Source organism: Pseudoduganella ginsengisoli (genome assembly GCF_009720865.1).
In the GTDB taxonomy this organism is placed as follows: Bacteria; Pseudomonadota; Gammaproteobacteria; order Burkholderiales; family Burkholderiaceae_D; genus Rugamonas; species Rugamonas ginsengisoli.
The window spans coordinates 427,230-443,104 of the sequence record NZ_WNLA01000001.1; the positions used below are offsets into that span (position 1 = coordinate 427,230).

The following is a 15,875-nucleotide window of genomic DNA, read 5'->3' on the forward strand; positions in this document are numbered from 1 at the left end:
CTGCTGCAACGCGTCAGCGCGTCAGCGCATCAGCGCGTGCCGATCGCCAACGTGTGCAGCGCCATCCCCAGCTTGCGCCCATCCGGACCGAAACCCAGTTCCAGCGGCGAGACCGGTTCCGGCACTTCAATCGTCATATTCTTCACCGTGCCATCGGTATCAAACACCAGCAAACGCTCCTCCGCCTGATCCGTCAGCTTGAAGCGCTGGCGTTGGCCGCCCACTTCCAGGATAAAGTCGCGGCCGATGTTCGGGCCAAACGCATTGCCTTTCAATGTCACACTGAGCTTGGCCGGCAGCGGCTGGTCGAACTGGAAGCGGATGTGCTTGGCCTCGGACCAGGCGCCCCACTTTTCCGAACCGGACAAGCCTTCCACGCGCGCCGTCAGCGCTTCGCCCGGCGGCGCATCCGGGCCGATGGTCTTGCTGCTGTCGGACGCTTGCTGCATCGCCACCGGCGACACCTTGCCGGCCAGTCCTGCCGCCTTGACCAGCGCATAGTAGCCATTGGCAAGGACGGGTTTCAATTCCGGCTGCAACGCATGGTTACCCAGGATCAGTACCCAGTCGCGGCCCGGCGGAATTTCCGAGCTGTCAAACGGCGAATCCGGTGGAATTGCGATCCAGTCGGCGCCAGGCGCATCGACCTGGAATAACGCGCGCTGCGGCGTACCCGAACCAATGTCGCCCACGACCACCAGCTTGGACAATTGCTCTCTTGTTAAATAGTGGTGCGCCGCTTCGCCAGCCTGGTCGACAATATTAGGCTGCCGCATCAATTTGGCATGGGCCCGCATATCCACTTCAGACTTGATGAGCAACAGCGGCAAGAATCCGAACAGGAACAGCGCAACCCCAAGGCGGCGGCGCCACACCCAGACACCCAGCACCACCAGATGCACCAGCGCCAGCGCCAGGAAGCCGACGCGGCGGTGAGCCATCGCGTAAATTTCCGGGCCATCCGAAATCAATGGTTTGTACAAGGCATTGAGCTTCCACATACCGAACAGGATCAGCGCCGCCAGCGGCGCCGCCACCAGCCAGCGCTGCAGTTTGCTGTCGCGGTCCTGCGCCGACAGCGTGGCGGCGGCGGCAATCAGCAGGAAGGGGAAGACGAAGCTGTAGTAGCGCAAATGCAGGCGCATCAACTCGGCAGGACCGACTTCGTACACCTGGCTGGCGGTAAACATCACAGTCATGCCCAGCGTGGCGCCCAGCGTCAGTACCGCATAGGCTTGCAGCAAGCGCTGCGGCGGCGCGGTTTCCTGGCGCACAGCCGGGCTGGCGGCTTGCAGCACCATGCAGGCAATGGCCACGCCCAGCAGCAACGCCAGTGCCAGCGCATGGCCGCTGAAATTGATGAAAGCATCCGGCACCATGTGCAGCAGGCGGCCCGCCGTACCGTTACTATGGGCCTGGTTGCCGTAGAACGTGCCGAACAGCGTGGTGCCGGCCTGGCCCGCCAACAGGTAGCCGACCAGGAATTTGGTTGCCGCCATCGTCATCACGGCCAACGGCGCCATCGTCATGAAGCGGCGCAGCCAGTCAGCGCGGAATTGCGACCAGCACAGGTAAAGCAAGAATCCGACCAGCGCGGGCGACAAGAACAGCGCATGGATTTTCACCAGGCTCATCAAGCCCAGCACGGCGCCGATGACCAGGCCGTAGCGCAGCGGCGGCATATCGTGCCAGTTCAGCGCGATCCACGACAGCACGACAAAGCCGAAGAAATACATCGCTTCCGGCATGAAATACATGGTGTAGGAATTGACCGGACCCAGCAGGCTGAGCATGGCCACCAGCGCCGCTACGGGCGGGCTGCACAGGCGGCGCGCCACCAGATACAGGAACGGGGCGGAACCGATAAACAGCACCACGTTCAAGATCCGCGCACATTCCAGGAAACCCGTGCCGCAGGCGCTGGTATGGCCATACAGCGCCAGGTACAGATACGACGGCAACAGCGACTCCGCCAGCGGCATCAGGCGCGATGAACTGCTGTACAGCCATTCGTCCGCGAAGATGGCGGGATATAAGCCAAAACCCCGTGAAATTAAGTAAATCATGGCCAATGCCATGGCAGCGGCCAGGCCATAGTTCGCCTTGCCCGCGTGGAACCGGCTCGCATTACGTAGTAAAATCATAGATTGCTTTTTTAAGAACAAGACCACTTGATTGGTGAATGCCCGGCTTCACGAGCCGACACCAAAATTGTCTATTTTACCAGAACTGGCTTTCAAAATCGCCGAAAGGAAGAGATGCACATCCTGAACAAACTGTCCCGAAAACTGCCATGGTTCCCGTTGATCTTGCTTTGCCACAATGCATTGGCAGTGGAAGTTTGTCCCGGCCAACAGGCTGACGCGACCGGCGCCGCGCCGGCAGCGGCAGCCATCCAGGCGTGCATCAACCAGGCTGGCGCCGGCGGCACGCTGGAATTGCCAAAGGGTACGTATTTGCTGGACCAGCAATTGAAAATCACGTTCCCGTTCACTTTGCGCACCCAGGGCTTGGCCGGCGTCCATGCCACTTGCACGCTCGACACGGAATGCGCGACGCTGAAAGCAGCCCCCGGCTTTTCCGCCCCGCATGGCCTGGTATCGGTGGGTGCGGACGACCAGCACGTCAACCATGTTACGCTGGATCACGTGACGCTGGATGGCAACCGCGCCGCCCGCCTGACGGGAACGGCCCATGAACAATGCCTGAAAGGCGGTCATGGCAATGCGTACGGCTTCAATGCACGCATGAAAAACTGCACCAATTGCACGATGACCTATTCTGCCTCCATGAATGCATTGTGCGGCACGGGCATGGAATGGTGGGGCGACCACGCGACCATTGAAAACAATGCCTTCATCAATAACGGCAACCGCCGCATCGTGCTCGAATGGGCCGACGGCCTGTCAATGCACTTGTCGAACCACACGGTGGTGCGCGGCAACCGCTTTACTGATAACAGCGACATCGGCCTGATCTTCTTTGGCTCCAGCCACTCCGTGGTGGAAAACAATGTGATCCGCCAGGAAAAAATGCCAGCCTTTGCCGGCCTGATGCTGGACTCGCTGGACACGGGCGATTTTACCGACACCACGGTGTCCGGCAACATCATCGATTGTGCGCCAGGCATGTGCGATTTTGGCGTTAACATTGGCCCGCGCCCGTGGTATCCGGAAAACCTGGAACTGGTTGGCGGCACCGTCACCGGCAACACGGTGCGCGGCGGCCTGATCGGCATGAATGTCGCCGGCATCCGTAAGACCGGCCAGGCCATGTATATTGGCGGCAATTTCTTTGAAGGAAAATGGAACAAGGCCGCCGTCAAATGCTTCAAGCCTATTTTGTCCGTGGTATCGGTCCCGCTGTCGCGCGATCCGAAATTCGCGCCCGTTAAATGGGGGCGCAATTTCCAAAATAATGTTGAGATCAACCCGCTGGTGCAGAGTACCGATCATTGCATCAACTAATTCATGTAAGTAGCAAGTAATGTCTGGCATCCCCCCACTCTTGACGTCCGCCGGGCGCGGCAACCGCCGCGCCAGCGAGCCGCCCCTGGTCGTCGACCTGGACGGCACCCTGATTTACACCGATATGCTGTGGGAATCGCTGCTGCTGTTCCTGCGCATGCATTTCTGGCAAATCTGGCGCCTGCCCATGTGGCTGTTGCTGGGCAAGGCCGGCTTCAAAGCCAGGATCGCGGAACGGGTGCAGCCCAACCCGGCCACCCTGCCCTATGACCGCACGCTGCTGGCCGATATTTCCGCGCAATATGACGATGGCCGCCGCATCGTGCTGGCCACCGGCAGCCAGCGCGCATTGGCCGAAGGTATCGCCGCGCATTTGCGCGTCTTCGATGAAGTCCACGCCACCGATGGCGCGCTGAACCTCACGTCCCGCAACAAGGCTGGCGTGCTGGTGCAGCGCTATGGCGCACGCGGTTATGACTACATCGGCAATTCCACAGTCGACATCCCGGTGTGGGAAGCAGCGCGTCACGCCTACTCCGTCACCAATCGCCCCTTCACGCTGGAAAACGGCCGCAGCACGGAACGCATGGGCGAACGCCGTGGCCATCCACTGGCCGCACTGTTCAAAGCCATGCGCCCGCGCCAGTGGCTGAAAAACCTGCTGGTGTTCCTGCCCATGCTGGCCGGCCACGCGCTGCATGCCGACACCCTGCTGCAATCAATGCTGGCGTTCGTTGCGTTTTCCCTGTGCGCATCCAGTGCTTACCTGCTCAATGACGCGCTCGATGCGCAGGATGACCGGCTGCATCCGACCAAGCGCAAGCGTCCGATCGCCTCCGGCAAGCTGCCGCTGCCGCTGGCCATGGTGACCAGTCCGCTGCTGGCGGCCGCCTCCATCGTCCTGTGCGCCGTATTCGATCCCGTGCTGCTGCTGGTGGTGCTGGTGTACTTCGCCAGCACGTTAGCGTATTCATTCCACCTGAAGCGCGTGATGATGGTCGACATCGTCGCGCTGTCGCTGCTCTACACGATTCGCGTGCTGGGCGGCGCCGCCGCCACCGGCATTGTCCCGTCGTTCTGGCTGCTGGCATTCTCGTTCTTCATTTTCCTCAGCCTGGCGCTGCTGAAGCGCTACAGCGAACTGTACAACCTGAAACGGCGCGGCAAGGAAAAAACCAGCGGCCGTGGTTATACGGTGGAAGACAAGTCGCCGATCGCCATGATGGGGATAAACAGCGGCTTCCTGTCGGTGCTGATTTTCATGCTGTACTTTAATTCCAACGACGTGCTGGCCCGCTACCATACGCCCCCGCTGTTGCTGGGCATTGTGCCGCTGCTGGTGTTCTGGCTGGGCCGCCTGTGGATGCTGGCATTCCGCGGCCAGGTCAACGAAGATCCGGTGCTGTACGTCAGCAAGGATCCAGTCAGCCTGGTCTTGATCGGCCTGTGCGGCTTGCTGGTCATCATGGCCGCCATTTAACGTGAATTCCTTATGAATCCTGCTTTTACCGGTTACCTGTGGTGCGCCGGCGCGGCCCTGGCCAGCGCCTTGTCCACCTTCCTGATCAAATTGTCCGGCCAGGCCGGCAGCGACTGGAATATCGCGCGCCTGGCCTGGCTCGGCAGCGCGTGCGCCAGCTACGGCCTGGGCTTCATCTGCTATTCGATTGCCTTGCAAAAATTGCAGATCAGCCTCGCCTATCCCGTGATGACAGCCATCACGCTGGCACTGGTGGCCGTGACCGGCTATGCGGCTTTGCAAGAGCCGATGTCCGCCGCCAAGCTGGCCGGCATTTTGCTGGTGGGCGCCGGCGCATTTTTGCTGGCGCGCTGAATGGGCGCGCTGCGCGGACAGACCGCGAACCCATCCCCTCGTTTTACGGAGTCTGATTTGACTGTTTTTTCTGTACTGGCCAAGCCCCGCAGCTTCGTGCTGAGTTTGCTGGTTGTGATTACGGCCATGTTTTTTAGCTGCAAGCCGCAGCACCATGGCGACGTGGTTGAATACATGCTGGTGACGGTCGCGCTGTCCGAGCACAAGTCGCCGGAAATCCGCCTGTCGGATATAGCAACCGGCAAACGCTTGTCACCCGACCATGCGCACGTGTTCAATATCCTCGAACAGGACATACGCCAAAACAAGCAAGACGTCTATGCCGCATTCGTGCGCGGTAAACACGACGCCGTGTATTCGGTGCACTTCTTCGGCTATCCGGCCCTGGCGGTCTTGCCCTACAAGGTATTGACGCGTTTGGGGCTGGATCCGTTCAAATGCTTCCAGGCCGTTAACCTGGCCGCGCTGTTTGTGCTGGGCTTGGCCTTGTACCGCCTGTTCGGCAGCAGCGGCAAGGCGTGGTTCGGCCTGCTCCTGTTCATTGGCTGCGGCGGCTTCCAGTATTGGGCCTGGAGCAGCCCGGAAATGGTCAGCGCTTCTTTACTACTGGCCGGCCTGATCCTGTATGTGACGGGGGCGCCCGTGTGGGGCGGCTTGGTGGCCGGCCTGGCAGCGTGGCAAAACCCGACCATCCTGTTCTTCTTCGGCTTTGCACCGCTGCTGCACCTGTGCGTGGCGCGTACAGCCGGCGAACCGTTGCTGGCCGCCATCAAGCGTCTGGTCGGCCTGCGCCAGCTGGCCGGCCTGGCGCTCGGTATCGCACTGGTGGCCTTGCCGCCGCTGTTTAATCTGTACCAGTTCGGCGTGCCCAACATTATCGCCAAACTGTATTCCGAATCCGTATTCATCAGCTTCACGCGCCTGCAATCGTTCTTCTTTGACTTGAACCAGGGCATGTTGCTGGGTATCCCGGCCGTGGCCGCCATGCTGTTGCTGTGGGGCTGGCGCCAACAAGGCGGACGCCAGGCCGTCATCCTGGCTGGCTGCATTGCCTTCACCCTGCTGCTGTGCATTCCGGCGATGGCGGTGTTCAACTGGAATTCCGATGCCCACGGCGTGATGCGCTACGCATTCTGGTCCGCCATGCCGCTGCTGTTTGCCCTGCTGTGGCGCCTGCAAACGGCGCCACGCTGGCCGGCTGCCCTGTGCGCTGCCGTCCTGCTGGCCCAGGCCGCCAGCACGGCTTATGTGATCAGCTACAAATACACGGAATTCAGTCCGCTGGCGGAATGGGTGCTGGAAAAATGGCCCGAGCACTACCACCCGGAACCGGAAATTTTTGTTGAGCGCGCCAACCACAACGATGAATATATCGACGCGGCGCAAGTGTACCGTTACCCCGCCACAGGCACGCCGATCAAGCATGTGTACAACCGCGCCCACCCGCTGGGTGAAGTCAATCTGTGCGGCGCTGGCAAGGAACTGGCCCCAGGCAACCAGGTCACGTACACGTACCGCGACTGGAGCTATGTCGATGGTCCCGTGACATGCCAGCCGGAAGGCACGAATTCCGGACATTGGCGCATGGCGCAATTCCGCGAACTGGGCCCGAACTTGATGGTCAGCGGCTGGGGCGACCTGGAAGAAGGCCCTGGCACGTGGAAAGGCGCCTGGACCATCAGCCCGAAAGCCCAGCTGCGCCTGGTGATTCCAGCCAACTTAAGGCTGCGCAAGGTCTCGTTCAGCGGCCATTACCTGGGCAGCCTGACGCACACGCGCGTGAAAATCGATGGCAAGGACCTGGGTATGATGCGGCTGAACAAGGCGTGGAGCATTGCGCTCCCGGCCAATAAGAACGCCGGCGATACCGTACTGCTGGAACTGGAACATGATTTGCCGCCGCCACCACCGGGCGCACAGGATCCGCGCCAACTGGCCTTCTTCCTCAATGAGATCGTCATGCGCTAACTGACAGGCAGGGGTCCGGCCTAACGGCCCGGCCCAGGTTGTTGTGCAAAGGGCCGCTGATTAGCGGCCCTTTTAACGTAAAACGACAGGGGCCGCATTGGCGGCCCCTTGAAATTACAGCTTACGCAAACCGCCCAATAGCGCGGCCAGCTGGCGCTTCGGCTTGGCTGGCGCCGCAGGCTGCGCAGCCTGCACTTGTGCACTGCTCTTGCTTGGTTCATACGGCTTCAAGAACCATGGATCGACTTTTTCGCGGCGCACCGGGCTGCCTGGACGGCGCTCGCCGGTGCGCTGGTCGCCACGCTCGCCACGGCCTTCGAATTCGCGGCGCGGTGCGGAACTGCTGCCGCTGGCACGGCGTTCGCCATGGCGGTCATCGCGGCCGACGCGGGACGACGATGGCGTAAAGCCGGACAAATCACCACGCGGGATGGTTTGTTTGATCAGCTTTTCAATATCGGCCAGCAGGCGCTCGTCCTTGTCCGAATAAATCGAAATCGCATCGCCGGATGCGCCGGCGCGGCCCGTACGGCCGATACGGTGCACATAGTCTTCCGCGTTATACGGCAAGTCGAAATTGATCACGCACGGCAAATCGGAAATATCGAGGCCGCGCGCCGCCACGTCGGTGGCGACGAGGATGTCGATTTCGCCTTTCTTGAACGCTTCCAGGGCGGCCATGCGTTCTTGCTGCGTCTTGTCGCCGTGGATGGCGGACGCTTTCATGCCTTCTTGTTCCAGGCCGCGCGCCAGGCGCGATGCACCGATCTTCGTGTTCGAGAACACGATCACCTGTTTCAATTCACGCTGGCGCAACAAGTGCGCCACCAGGTCGCGCTTATGGTCTTCCTGGACTTTGTACACCACTTGCGTCACGCGGTCAGCCGTCGCATTGCTGCGCGCGACTTCCACGGTCACCGGGTCGGTCAGGAAGCTGTTGGCCAGCTTCTTGATCTCTGGCGAGAACGTGGCCGAGAACATCAAGTTCTGGCGCTGCTTGGGCAACAGGTTGATGATGCGCTGCAGGTCGGGCAGGAAACCCATGTCCAGCATGCGGTCTGCTTCATCCATCACCAGCATCTGCACTTGCGCCAGGCTGATGTTTTTTTGCTCGACGTGATCCAGCAAACGGCCCGGTGTCGCAATGACGATTTCCACGCCGCGGCGCAGCGCTTCCGTTTGCGGTTTCATGTCCATGCCGCCAAACACGACGCACGTGCGCAGCGGCGTGAACTGGCTATACGCCTGCACGTTTTCCGCCACTTGCACCGCCAGTTCGCGGGTCGGCGTCAGGATCAATGCACGCACCGGGTGGCGCGCGGGCGACATGCTGCTGTTGGCATGCGCCAGCAACAGTTGAATGATCGGCAGCGAGAAGCCGGCGGTTTTACCGGTACCCGTCTGCGCGGCGCCCATCACGTCGCGGCCTTTCAGCACGATCGGGATCGCTTGCGCCTGGATCGGCGTTGGATAGACATAACCCTGCGCCGTCAGCGCGCGCTGGATGTCTGGCGACAGGCCGAAGTCGGCAAAGCGCACTTGCGCCGGCGCGGCGCCGGGAACGTCTGCGGCAACAGGCGCGGCAGTGGCCGGGGCGGCGACGGCGGATGCGGCAGCCGCAGCGACTACCGGTGCGGCGGCAACAGGCGGTTCAACAGGCGCTGCCGCAGGAACGGCGCCAGCGGCCGGCTCTGCGGCGGCAGCTGGCTCAACTGCCTGCGGCACGGCGCTCGCGGCAGTGGCGACAATCTCAGCGGCAGGCTGTTCGGCCTGGGCCACGGTGGCAACCGGCGCAACAGCCGGTTCAACGATGTCCGGCAAGGGCGCAGTTTCTGGCGCCGGTGCGGGAACTGGTGCAGGTGCGGCGGAAGTATTCTGGAGTTCGGACATAAAATTATTCACAATGTTTCCGTGCGGGATACAAGCCTGGACTCACCGTCCCCGGCAGACGTCGCCGGATACGGGGAAATGGCGGGAAGTGCGCTAAATGCAGGCTCTCAGCCGGAGCGCCCGCGCGGAAGGACACAAATTCAGCGGCCTAAACGATACCCTAATTTCCGGCAACTGTACACGAAAACAGCATTTTCGATGGACCGGCGCCTTTACCCTCCATCGAAAACGCCATGGCAGCGATCAACGTGCGTCGTCTGCAGGCCGCTCAGCGCGGTCAATGGCCAAATGCCGCGCCAATTCAGTTAATTGCTGCTGGTTTTGGCGCAATTTGCTATGAATATTGATAAATATGCCGAAAGACAGCACGACCCATACATAAAACACCAGGTCTGCACCACGCCCTACCCCCAGCATATGCGCCAGGCGGGTCGAATCGTCAGGCCACCACACGAAGTACGTCCCACAGACGATGACGCCATATAATGCAAAGCGCAAACTGGCGATAAAGCGCCCTTGGGTCAGCACATAAATCCAGGCGCAAGCCAGCGCTATCGACAGCAATATCTGCACGATCATTTGGATAACCTTTCCGCAAACAGATCCACCAAAATATTGATAGCGTTCGAAGCACGCTGTCCTTTGGCGCGGGAATAGTCGGTATAGGTGACGGTATTGCCACACTCCCGGTAGCTCAATTTCAGCCGTGCCACCTGGTTCAATATCTCCGAGGCATGCGCCATACGGTTATGCGTCAATTTGATCGCCTGCACGGCGTCGCGCCGTATCAGGCGCAATCCATTGTGGGCGTCCGACAATTTCAAGCCGGTCGTCAGGCGGGTAAAGACCGTCGCCATGGTCAACAACAGGCGGCGGCCGGCAGAAATGCCCTGTGCCCGGCCCAGGAAGCGGCTTCCCAGCACAACCTGGACGTTATGTTCGCGGGCAATGGCAAACATGCGCACCACGTCGTCAATATCATGCTGGCCGTCGGCGTCAAAAGTTGCCACGTACTCAGCATTTTTTTTCAATGCAAAATTGAAGCCGGTTTGCAAAGCTGCGCCCTGCCCCAAATTGATGGGATGGCGCACCACCCACGCACCGGCTTCGCGTGCGCGCGCGGCCGTGGCGTCGCGTGAGCCATCGTCGATGATGATGACATGCTGAAACCGGGCGCGTACTTTACGCACGACGTCCGCAATTACCATTTCTTCGTTAAATGCAGGAATAATCACCCACACACTGTCCATCTCGATCTCCATATCATCGCTTCGGCAACACCGCCAGTTGCACCTTGCCTTGACCGGCCATGCGGCCCAGCGTTGCAGTCGTCCGCCTCCGTCGCGCCCTGATAATCCGCGGCTAGCAATAGCACGCAACAGGTAGCCTGCCAAAGAGGGCAGGTGCCAAGTAATAGAAGTCCGGAAATTCCCCGTAGACCTTATTTGCAGAAGAAGTCAAGATCGGCAAACCAGGTCGAGATATGGTCAGAACCATATGGCGGCGCTACTGATGGGCGGTCGACGGATGATACCATACGTCCACAGCAATAGGGCTTAGTGCCCGCGCTCGACGGTTCCCAGGGGAATATTGCTCAACGTATAATTGCGGGGATGGCCATTCCCTCTACCCTTCTCCTGTTGCGGCGCTGCGCACATGCCCTGGCCATGGCATTGCCCCTGACGACTGCAGTGATGCCGACGCCCTTTGCCGCCCCTGGCCCCATGCCCACCCTGGCAGCGGCGCCCCCCTCCAATGCAGCCGCCGATGCGCCATCGCTGCGTTTCCGCAAACTGGGCGCGCTGGGCAATGATGAACCATCGATGCTGGCATTATTGCAAGACAAGCAAGGTTTTGTCTGGATCGGCACGCACAGCAATGGCCTCTACCGCTACAACGGTTATCAGGCCGTCAAATTTGCGCACCAGCAAGATAAGCAAGGCACGTTGCCGCATGACCGCGTCGCCGCGCTGTACGAGGATAACCAGGGGCGCCTGTGGGCCGGCACGTCAAACGGCCTGGTCCGCTACAACCCGGAAAGCAATGATTTCACGCCGTTTTTACCGGAAGGCGGCCCGCCCAACAAGGGCATCGTCAAGAACATCGTATCGGACGGCAAAGGCGGCATGTGGGTTGCGACCTGGGGCGGCCTGCAGCATTTCGATCCCGCCGCGGGAAAATTTACCGCCACGTATGAACACAATCCACAGGAAGCAGGCAGCCTGGCCAGCAATGACTTGAATGCGCTGGCAGTCGACAGTGCGGGCGGCGTCTGGGCCGGCACGTGGCCGGGCGGGCTCGATTACCTGGCGCCCGGCGCCACGGGTTTCCGCCACTTTAAAGTGGACCGCGCCGACAAGCCGGACACCCGCCTCAACATCGTGCGCGCACTGCAATTCGACAGCCGGCACCGGCTGTGGATCGGCACGGAAGCCGGCGTCATTGTGTGGGATACGCGCCAGGCATGGGAACTGCGCCAGTTGGCGGCCTCCCCTGTCACCCGCATTACAGGCTTTTATATCGACCGCGATGGCGTGCTGTGGGCCACCACGCTGTCGGCAGGCTTGCTGCGCTGGAATGAAGCCGCGCAGCGCTTCGACCAATACCAGCACCAGCCAGGCGACCAGCACTCGCTGCCCGGCAATAACTTGCGCGCCATCATGCAAGACCGCAGCGGCATGCTGTGGGTGGCGTCGTTTACGGATGGTGTCAGCCTGGCCAACTTGAATACGGCCGGTTTCCGCCGCCATGTGCCGCACAAACTGGATCACCGCGACCAGGCCGCATCGAATGCCCTGCTGAGCCTGGCACCGGCGCCTGGCGGCAAAGTCTGGCTGGGTGGCAACCTGGGCCTGAGCTTGTATGACCCGGCCACGCGCACCGTGCTGCAACAGTGGCAAGGCGAACCGGGCCGGAAGGGCAAACTCAGCAACAGCATCGTCTACAGCCTGTACCAGGAAACGGAGGGTCCGCTGTGGGTGGGCACGCCGACCGGGCTGAACCGCCTGCACAACGGCAGCGTGCAAGTGATCCGCTTCGGCAATACCGCCAGCGATTACATCAACGCCATCGCGCCGGGCAAGCATGGCGTGCTGTGGCTGGGCACCGGCAACAGCCTGGTGCGGTATGACATGCGCAGCGGCCAGTATCGCCTGTATTTCAATGAAGCGGCCGATCCAGACAGCCGCGCCGTCAATGGCACGTCCACTGTGCTGGAAGACAGCAGCGGCCGCGTGTGGGCTGGTTCGGAATGGAATGGCGGCGGCCTCGATATGCTCGATCCCGCCACGGGCCGCTTCCGCCACTTCCGCCATGTGGCGGGCGATGCGGCGTCGCTGCTGGATGATAACGTTTCGAGCCTGCACGAAGATGCGCACGGCGCGCTGTGGGTCGGCACGGCCAAAGGCTTGAACCAGCTGACCACCAGCGCCGGCAATGGCGGTAGCAAACTCACGCTGCGCTCGTGGGCGCAGGCGGTTGGCAGCGCCAAGGTGCTGGCCATACGCAGCGACCGCGCCGGCCATATCTGGGCCAGCACGATCACGGGGCTGTACCGGCTGGATCCGGCCAGCGGCCAGTCCGTGCTGTACACGCCATCGGACGGGCTGACCGATGGCTACAACGTCAATTCCGTGGCCAGTGCACCGGATGGCACGCTGTATTTTGGCGGTGTGCATGGCATGACCGCCGTCACGCCGGAAGCCGTGCGCAGCACGTCGGTGGCGCCGCAAGTGGCGATCACGGATGTCACCGTATTCAACCGCTCGCTGGGCGACAGCGCCCGCGATGAAGGCATCAAGCTGGATGGCCCGCTGACGGCGCCGCGCGCGCTGACGCTGTCGTCGCAAGCCTCCGTGTTTTCCATTGAATTCGCCGCGCTGCACTACACGGAACCGCTGCAAAACCGCTATGCATACCAGCTGGTGGGCTTCGATCCGGATTGGGTCTACGCGGATGCGGCGCACCGCAGCGCCAGCTATACCAACCTCAATCCAGGCACTTACACGTTCCGCGTGCGCGCCGCCAACCACCGGGGCGTGTGGAGCGAGCAGCCGGCCACTTTGTCCATTACCATCACGCCGCCATTCTGGAAGCGCTGGTGGTTCCGCCTGGCCGCCGGCGTGTCCATATTGGGCGCGTTGATTTGTGCGCACCGCTGGCGCATCCGCCGCCTGAAGCTGCAGCGCACCTTGCTGGAACAGCTGGTGGCGGCCCGCACAGCGCAGCTGGAAGAGTCGAACCGCAAGCTGGAAGCGCTCAGCACGACGGATGGCTTGACGGGTGTCGGCAACCGGCGCGGCTTCGATACGGCGCTGGCAGCCGAATGGCGGCGCGCCGCGCGCACCGGACAATCGCTGGCGCTGATGCTGCTGGACGTGGACCACTTCAAGAAATACAACGACCTGTATGGACACCAGGCGGGCGACACGTGCCTGCGCCGGGTGGCGGATTTGATCACGTCGCACGGGCGCCGCACAACGGACCTGGTGGCGCGCTATGGCGGGGAAGAATTCGTGCTACTGTCGGCCAGCACCAATGCAGCCGACGCATATGGCACGGCAGCGGCCATTTGCAAGGAGTTGCAGCGCCTGGCCCTGCCCCATGCGGCGTCGCCGTTTGGCGTCGTCACCATCAGTATCGGCGTGGCCGTGCTGGCGCCGGGCGATGCGAACAGCCCGGAAATGCTGGTGCAACTGGCAGATGAAGCGCTATACAGCGCAAAACAAAAAGGCCGCAACCAGGCGTTGCTGGCCATGGATAAAGCAGAAGCAGCATGACGACTCAACCGACACCGGCCGACGCCGATCCCCGCCCCGAACCACCGGTACCGCCGCAGGAAGGCGATTGCTGCCATAGCGGCTGCGCATACTGCGTGGAGGATTTATATACGGAGGCGCTGTACAAGTACCGCGAAGAGCTGGCGGCCTGGTTGGCGCGGCACCCTGATGCCGCGCCCTGATTAAAACTCTTCCCACTCATCGGCCACCGGCGCATTGGCCCGCTTGCGGGCCGGCTGCCGCGCAGCCTGTTGCACAGGTTTCGGGTCCGGCTTGGCCAGCACCACTGCGCGCGCCGATGCTACTGCTGCTTTCGGCGCAGGCGCCTGCACCGCGCCTATAGCCATCGCACCGGCATCAAGCTTGAACGCACTGACCACCTGGCTCAAATGCGCGGCCTGTTCCATCATGGCTTCCGCCGCCGCAGCGGCCTGCTCCACCAGCGCCGCATTTTGCTGCGTCGATTGATCCATGTGTGTAATGGCTTCATTGACTTGCGCAATGCCGCCGCTCTGCTCCTGGCTGGCAGTTGTGATTTCCGACATGATGTCGGTCACGCGCGTGATGCTGGCGACGATTTCATTCATCGTGGCGCCCGCTTCATCGACCAGTTTCGACCCCGCTTCCACCTTGTCGACGGAATCGCCGATCAGGGTCTTGATGTCTTTTGCCGCTGCCGCCGAGCGTTGCGCCAGGGACCGCACTTCCGACGCCACGACAGCAAAGCCCCGGCCCTGTTCACCGGCCCGCGCAGCTTCCACGGCGGCATTGAGCGCAAGGATATTGGTCTGGAACGCGATGCCATCAATGACGGCAATGATGTCGACAATCTTGCGCGACGATTCGTTAATCGATGCCATCGTGCCCACCACCTGGCTGACCACATCGCCGCCTTTCACGGCAATGCCGGATGCCGACTGCGCCAGCTGGTTGGCCTGGCGTGCATTGTCCGCGTTTTGCTTGACGGTGGACGTCAGTTGCTCCATCGACGATGCGGTTTCTTCCAGCGAACCTGCCTGCTGTTCCGTACGGGCCGACAAATCCTGGTTGCCCGACGCGATTTGCGTGGACGCTGTCGCAATCGTATCGGTACCGGTGCGCACTTGGGCCACCAGCGATTGCAGGCTGGCCAGCATGTCTTTCAGCGCCTGCATCAAGTCGCCCGTTTCGCATTTGCTCTTGACGTCGATGGCCACCGTCAAATCGCCGGCGGCCACCTGGCGCGCCACGGTCACAGCTTCCTGCAGCGGCCTGGATACGATACTGGCCAGCCACAATTGCATGATGATGCCGATGACCATATTGGCCGCCACCAGCGCGCCGATCGACCACATGGAACGGTCAAACACGGTATCGGCTGCCTTGTTGGCGGCATCGCCGCCTTCCGCATTCAGCTTGACCAGCTTGTCCAGTGCTTCCGTCAGTTGCACCAGCTTTTGCGTGGAAGGACCGGCGGCAAAGGCGCGCGCTTCATCCTTGGCGCCCTTGCGCGACAAGGCAACCAGCTTGTCATGCTCCACCAGGAAATCCTGCCACGCTTTCTTGAACTGGTCATACAGCCCCTGTTCATCCTTGTTGGAAACCAGTTTGGTGTAATTCGTTATGCCCTGCTGCAGTTCCGCCTGCGTGGCGGCCATGCGCTTTTCATATTCGGCATAAGCGGTATCACTGTCGGCCAGCATGTGCGCCAATTCCCAGCGCCGGAAATCGCCCACATTGGTGCGCATGACCATGGCGGACTGTACGCTGGGCATCCAGTCTGTGGCCTGTTCTTCCGACGAACTATGAATGCGGCTCATGGCCATGATGGCGTTGACGCCGAGGAACAGGGTCAGCAGCTGTACGACCCCGAAGGTGAGATTGAGCTTTCTTGCAATACGCAAGTTGTAGAACCACTTCATTATCTCTCCTTGTTGTATGGATGAGTATGCAGAACGG

11 protein-coding genes are annotated in these 15,875 nt (G+C 61.4%); 6 read left to right on the top strand and 5 right to left on the bottom strand.

Features of this window, described 5'->3' with window-relative positions:
• Positions 1-29: 29 nt before the first annotated feature.
• Positions 30-2,144 carry an ArnT family glycosyltransferase gene (locus GM668_RS01785; RefSeq protein WP_155437209.1) on the bottom strand — a complete coding sequence of 705 codons (2,115 nt, stop codon included), beginning with the start codon at positions 2,142-2,144 and terminating at the stop codon, positions 30-32.
• Between the two features lie 114 nt (positions 2,145-2,258).
• Between GM668_RS01785 and GM668_RS01790 the strand changes: the two genes are divergently transcribed.
• Genes GM668_RS01790 through GM668_RS01805 form a run of 4 tightly spaced genes read left to right on the top strand, consistent with a single transcriptional unit; the run spans position 2,259 to position 7,269 of the window.
• Positions 2,259-3,467: a right-handed parallel beta-helix repeat-containing protein gene (locus tag GM668_RS01790; protein ID WP_155437210.1), complete on the top strand. Its 1,209-nt coding sequence runs from the start codon at positions 2,259-2,261 to the stop codon at positions 3,465-3,467.
• A 19-nt stretch (positions 3,468-3,486) separates the two neighbouring features.
• A complete protein-coding gene (locus tag GM668_RS01795) occupies positions 3,487-4,947 on the top strand; it encodes a UbiA family prenyltransferase (protein ID WP_155437211.1) in 1,461 nt (486 codons plus the stop codon).
• A 12-nt stretch (positions 4,948-4,959) separates the two neighbouring features.
• On the top strand, positions 4,960-5,301 hold the full coding sequence (locus GM668_RS01800) for an SMR family transporter (protein WP_155437212.1): 342 nt from the start codon (positions 4,960-4,962) through the stop codon (positions 5,299-5,301).
• 57 nt (positions 5,302-5,358) lie between these two features.
• Positions 5,359-7,269, top strand: a complete 1,911-nt coding sequence (locus GM668_RS01805) for a glycosyltransferase family protein (RefSeq protein ID WP_155437213.1) — start codon at positions 5,359-5,361, stop codon at positions 7,267-7,269.
• A 114-nt stretch (positions 7,270-7,383) separates the two neighbouring features.
• Here GM668_RS01805 and GM668_RS01810 read toward each other — a convergent pair whose 3' ends face one another.
• The 3 genes from GM668_RS01810 to GM668_RS01820 form a co-directional block, all read right to left on the bottom strand.
• The gene (locus tag GM668_RS01810; protein ID WP_229498817.1) at positions 7,384-9,159 is read right to left on the bottom strand and encodes a DEAD/DEAH box helicase; all 1,776 of its coding nucleotides are present in this window, start codon (positions 9,157-9,159) and stop codon (positions 7,384-7,386) included.
• A 243-nt stretch (positions 9,160-9,402) separates the two neighbouring features.
• Complete coding sequence (locus GM668_RS01815) at positions 9,403-9,738, bottom strand: DUF2304 domain-containing protein (protein ID WP_155437214.1); 336 nt, start codon at positions 9,736-9,738, stop codon at positions 9,403-9,405.
• Positions 9,735-10,538, bottom strand: coding sequence for a glycosyltransferase family 2 protein (locus tag GM668_RS01820; RefSeq protein ID WP_211923336.1), 804 nt, complete (start codon positions 10,536-10,538; stop codon positions 9,735-9,737). The genes GM668_RS01815 and GM668_RS01820 overlap by 4 nt, the downstream gene beginning before the upstream one ends.
• Before the next feature lie 288 nt (positions 10,539-10,826).
• Here GM668_RS01820 and GM668_RS01825 point away from each other — a divergent pair, with 288 nt between their 5' ends.
• Complete coding sequence (locus GM668_RS01825; protein WP_229498819.1) at positions 10,827-13,937, top strand: diguanylate cyclase domain-containing protein; 3,111 nt, start codon at positions 10,827-10,829, stop codon at positions 13,935-13,937.
• Positions 13,934-14,119: an oxidoreductase-like domain-containing protein gene (locus tag GM668_RS01830; RefSeq protein ID WP_155437215.1), complete on the top strand. Its 186-nt coding sequence runs from the start codon at positions 13,934-13,936 to the stop codon at positions 14,117-14,119. The genes GM668_RS01825 and GM668_RS01830 overlap by 4 nt, the downstream gene beginning before the upstream one ends.
• On the opposite strand, the gene GM668_RS01835 is transcribed toward GM668_RS01830, so the two are convergent.
• Positions 14,120-15,838: a methyl-accepting chemotaxis protein gene (locus tag GM668_RS01835; protein ID WP_155437216.1), complete on the bottom strand. Its 1,719-nt coding sequence runs from the start codon at positions 15,836-15,838 to the stop codon at positions 14,120-14,122.
• Positions 15,839-15,875 lie beyond the last annotated feature (37 nt).

Bases quoted from the DNA above. Each gene is read 5' to 3' on its own strand.
- GM668_RS01785 (WP_155437209.1), bottom strand. From the start codon at position 2,144: ATGATTTTACTACGTAATGCGAGCCGGTTCCACGCGGGCAAGGCGAAC.
- GM668_RS01790 (WP_155437210.1), top strand. From the start codon at position 2,259: ATGCACATCCTGAACAAACTGTCCCGAAAACTGCCATGGTTCCCGTTG.
- GM668_RS01795 (WP_155437211.1), top strand. From the start codon at position 3,487: ATGTCTGGCATCCCCCCACTCTTGACGTCCGCCGGGCGCGGCAACCGC.
- GM668_RS01800 (WP_155437212.1), top strand. From the start codon at position 4,960: ATGAATCCTGCTTTTACCGGTTACCTGTGGTGCGCCGGCGCGGCCCTG.
- GM668_RS01810 (WP_229498817.1), bottom strand. From the start codon at position 9,159: ATGTCCGAACTCCAGAATACTTCCGCCGCACCTGCACCAGTTCCCGCA.
- GM668_RS01815 (WP_155437214.1), bottom strand. From the start codon at position 9,738: ATGATCGTGCAGATATTGCTGTCGATAGCGCTGGCTTGCGCCTGGATT.
- GM668_RS01825 (WP_229498819.1), top strand. From the start codon at position 10,827: ATGGCATTGCCCCTGACGACTGCAGTGATGCCGACGCCCTTTGCCGCC.
- GM668_RS01830 (WP_155437215.1), top strand. From the start codon at position 13,934: ATGACGACTCAACCGACACCGGCCGACGCCGATCCCCGCCCCGAACCA.
- GM668_RS01835 (WP_155437216.1), bottom strand. From the start codon at position 15,838: ATGAAGTGGTTCTACAACTTGCGTATTGCAAGAAAGCTCAATCTCACC.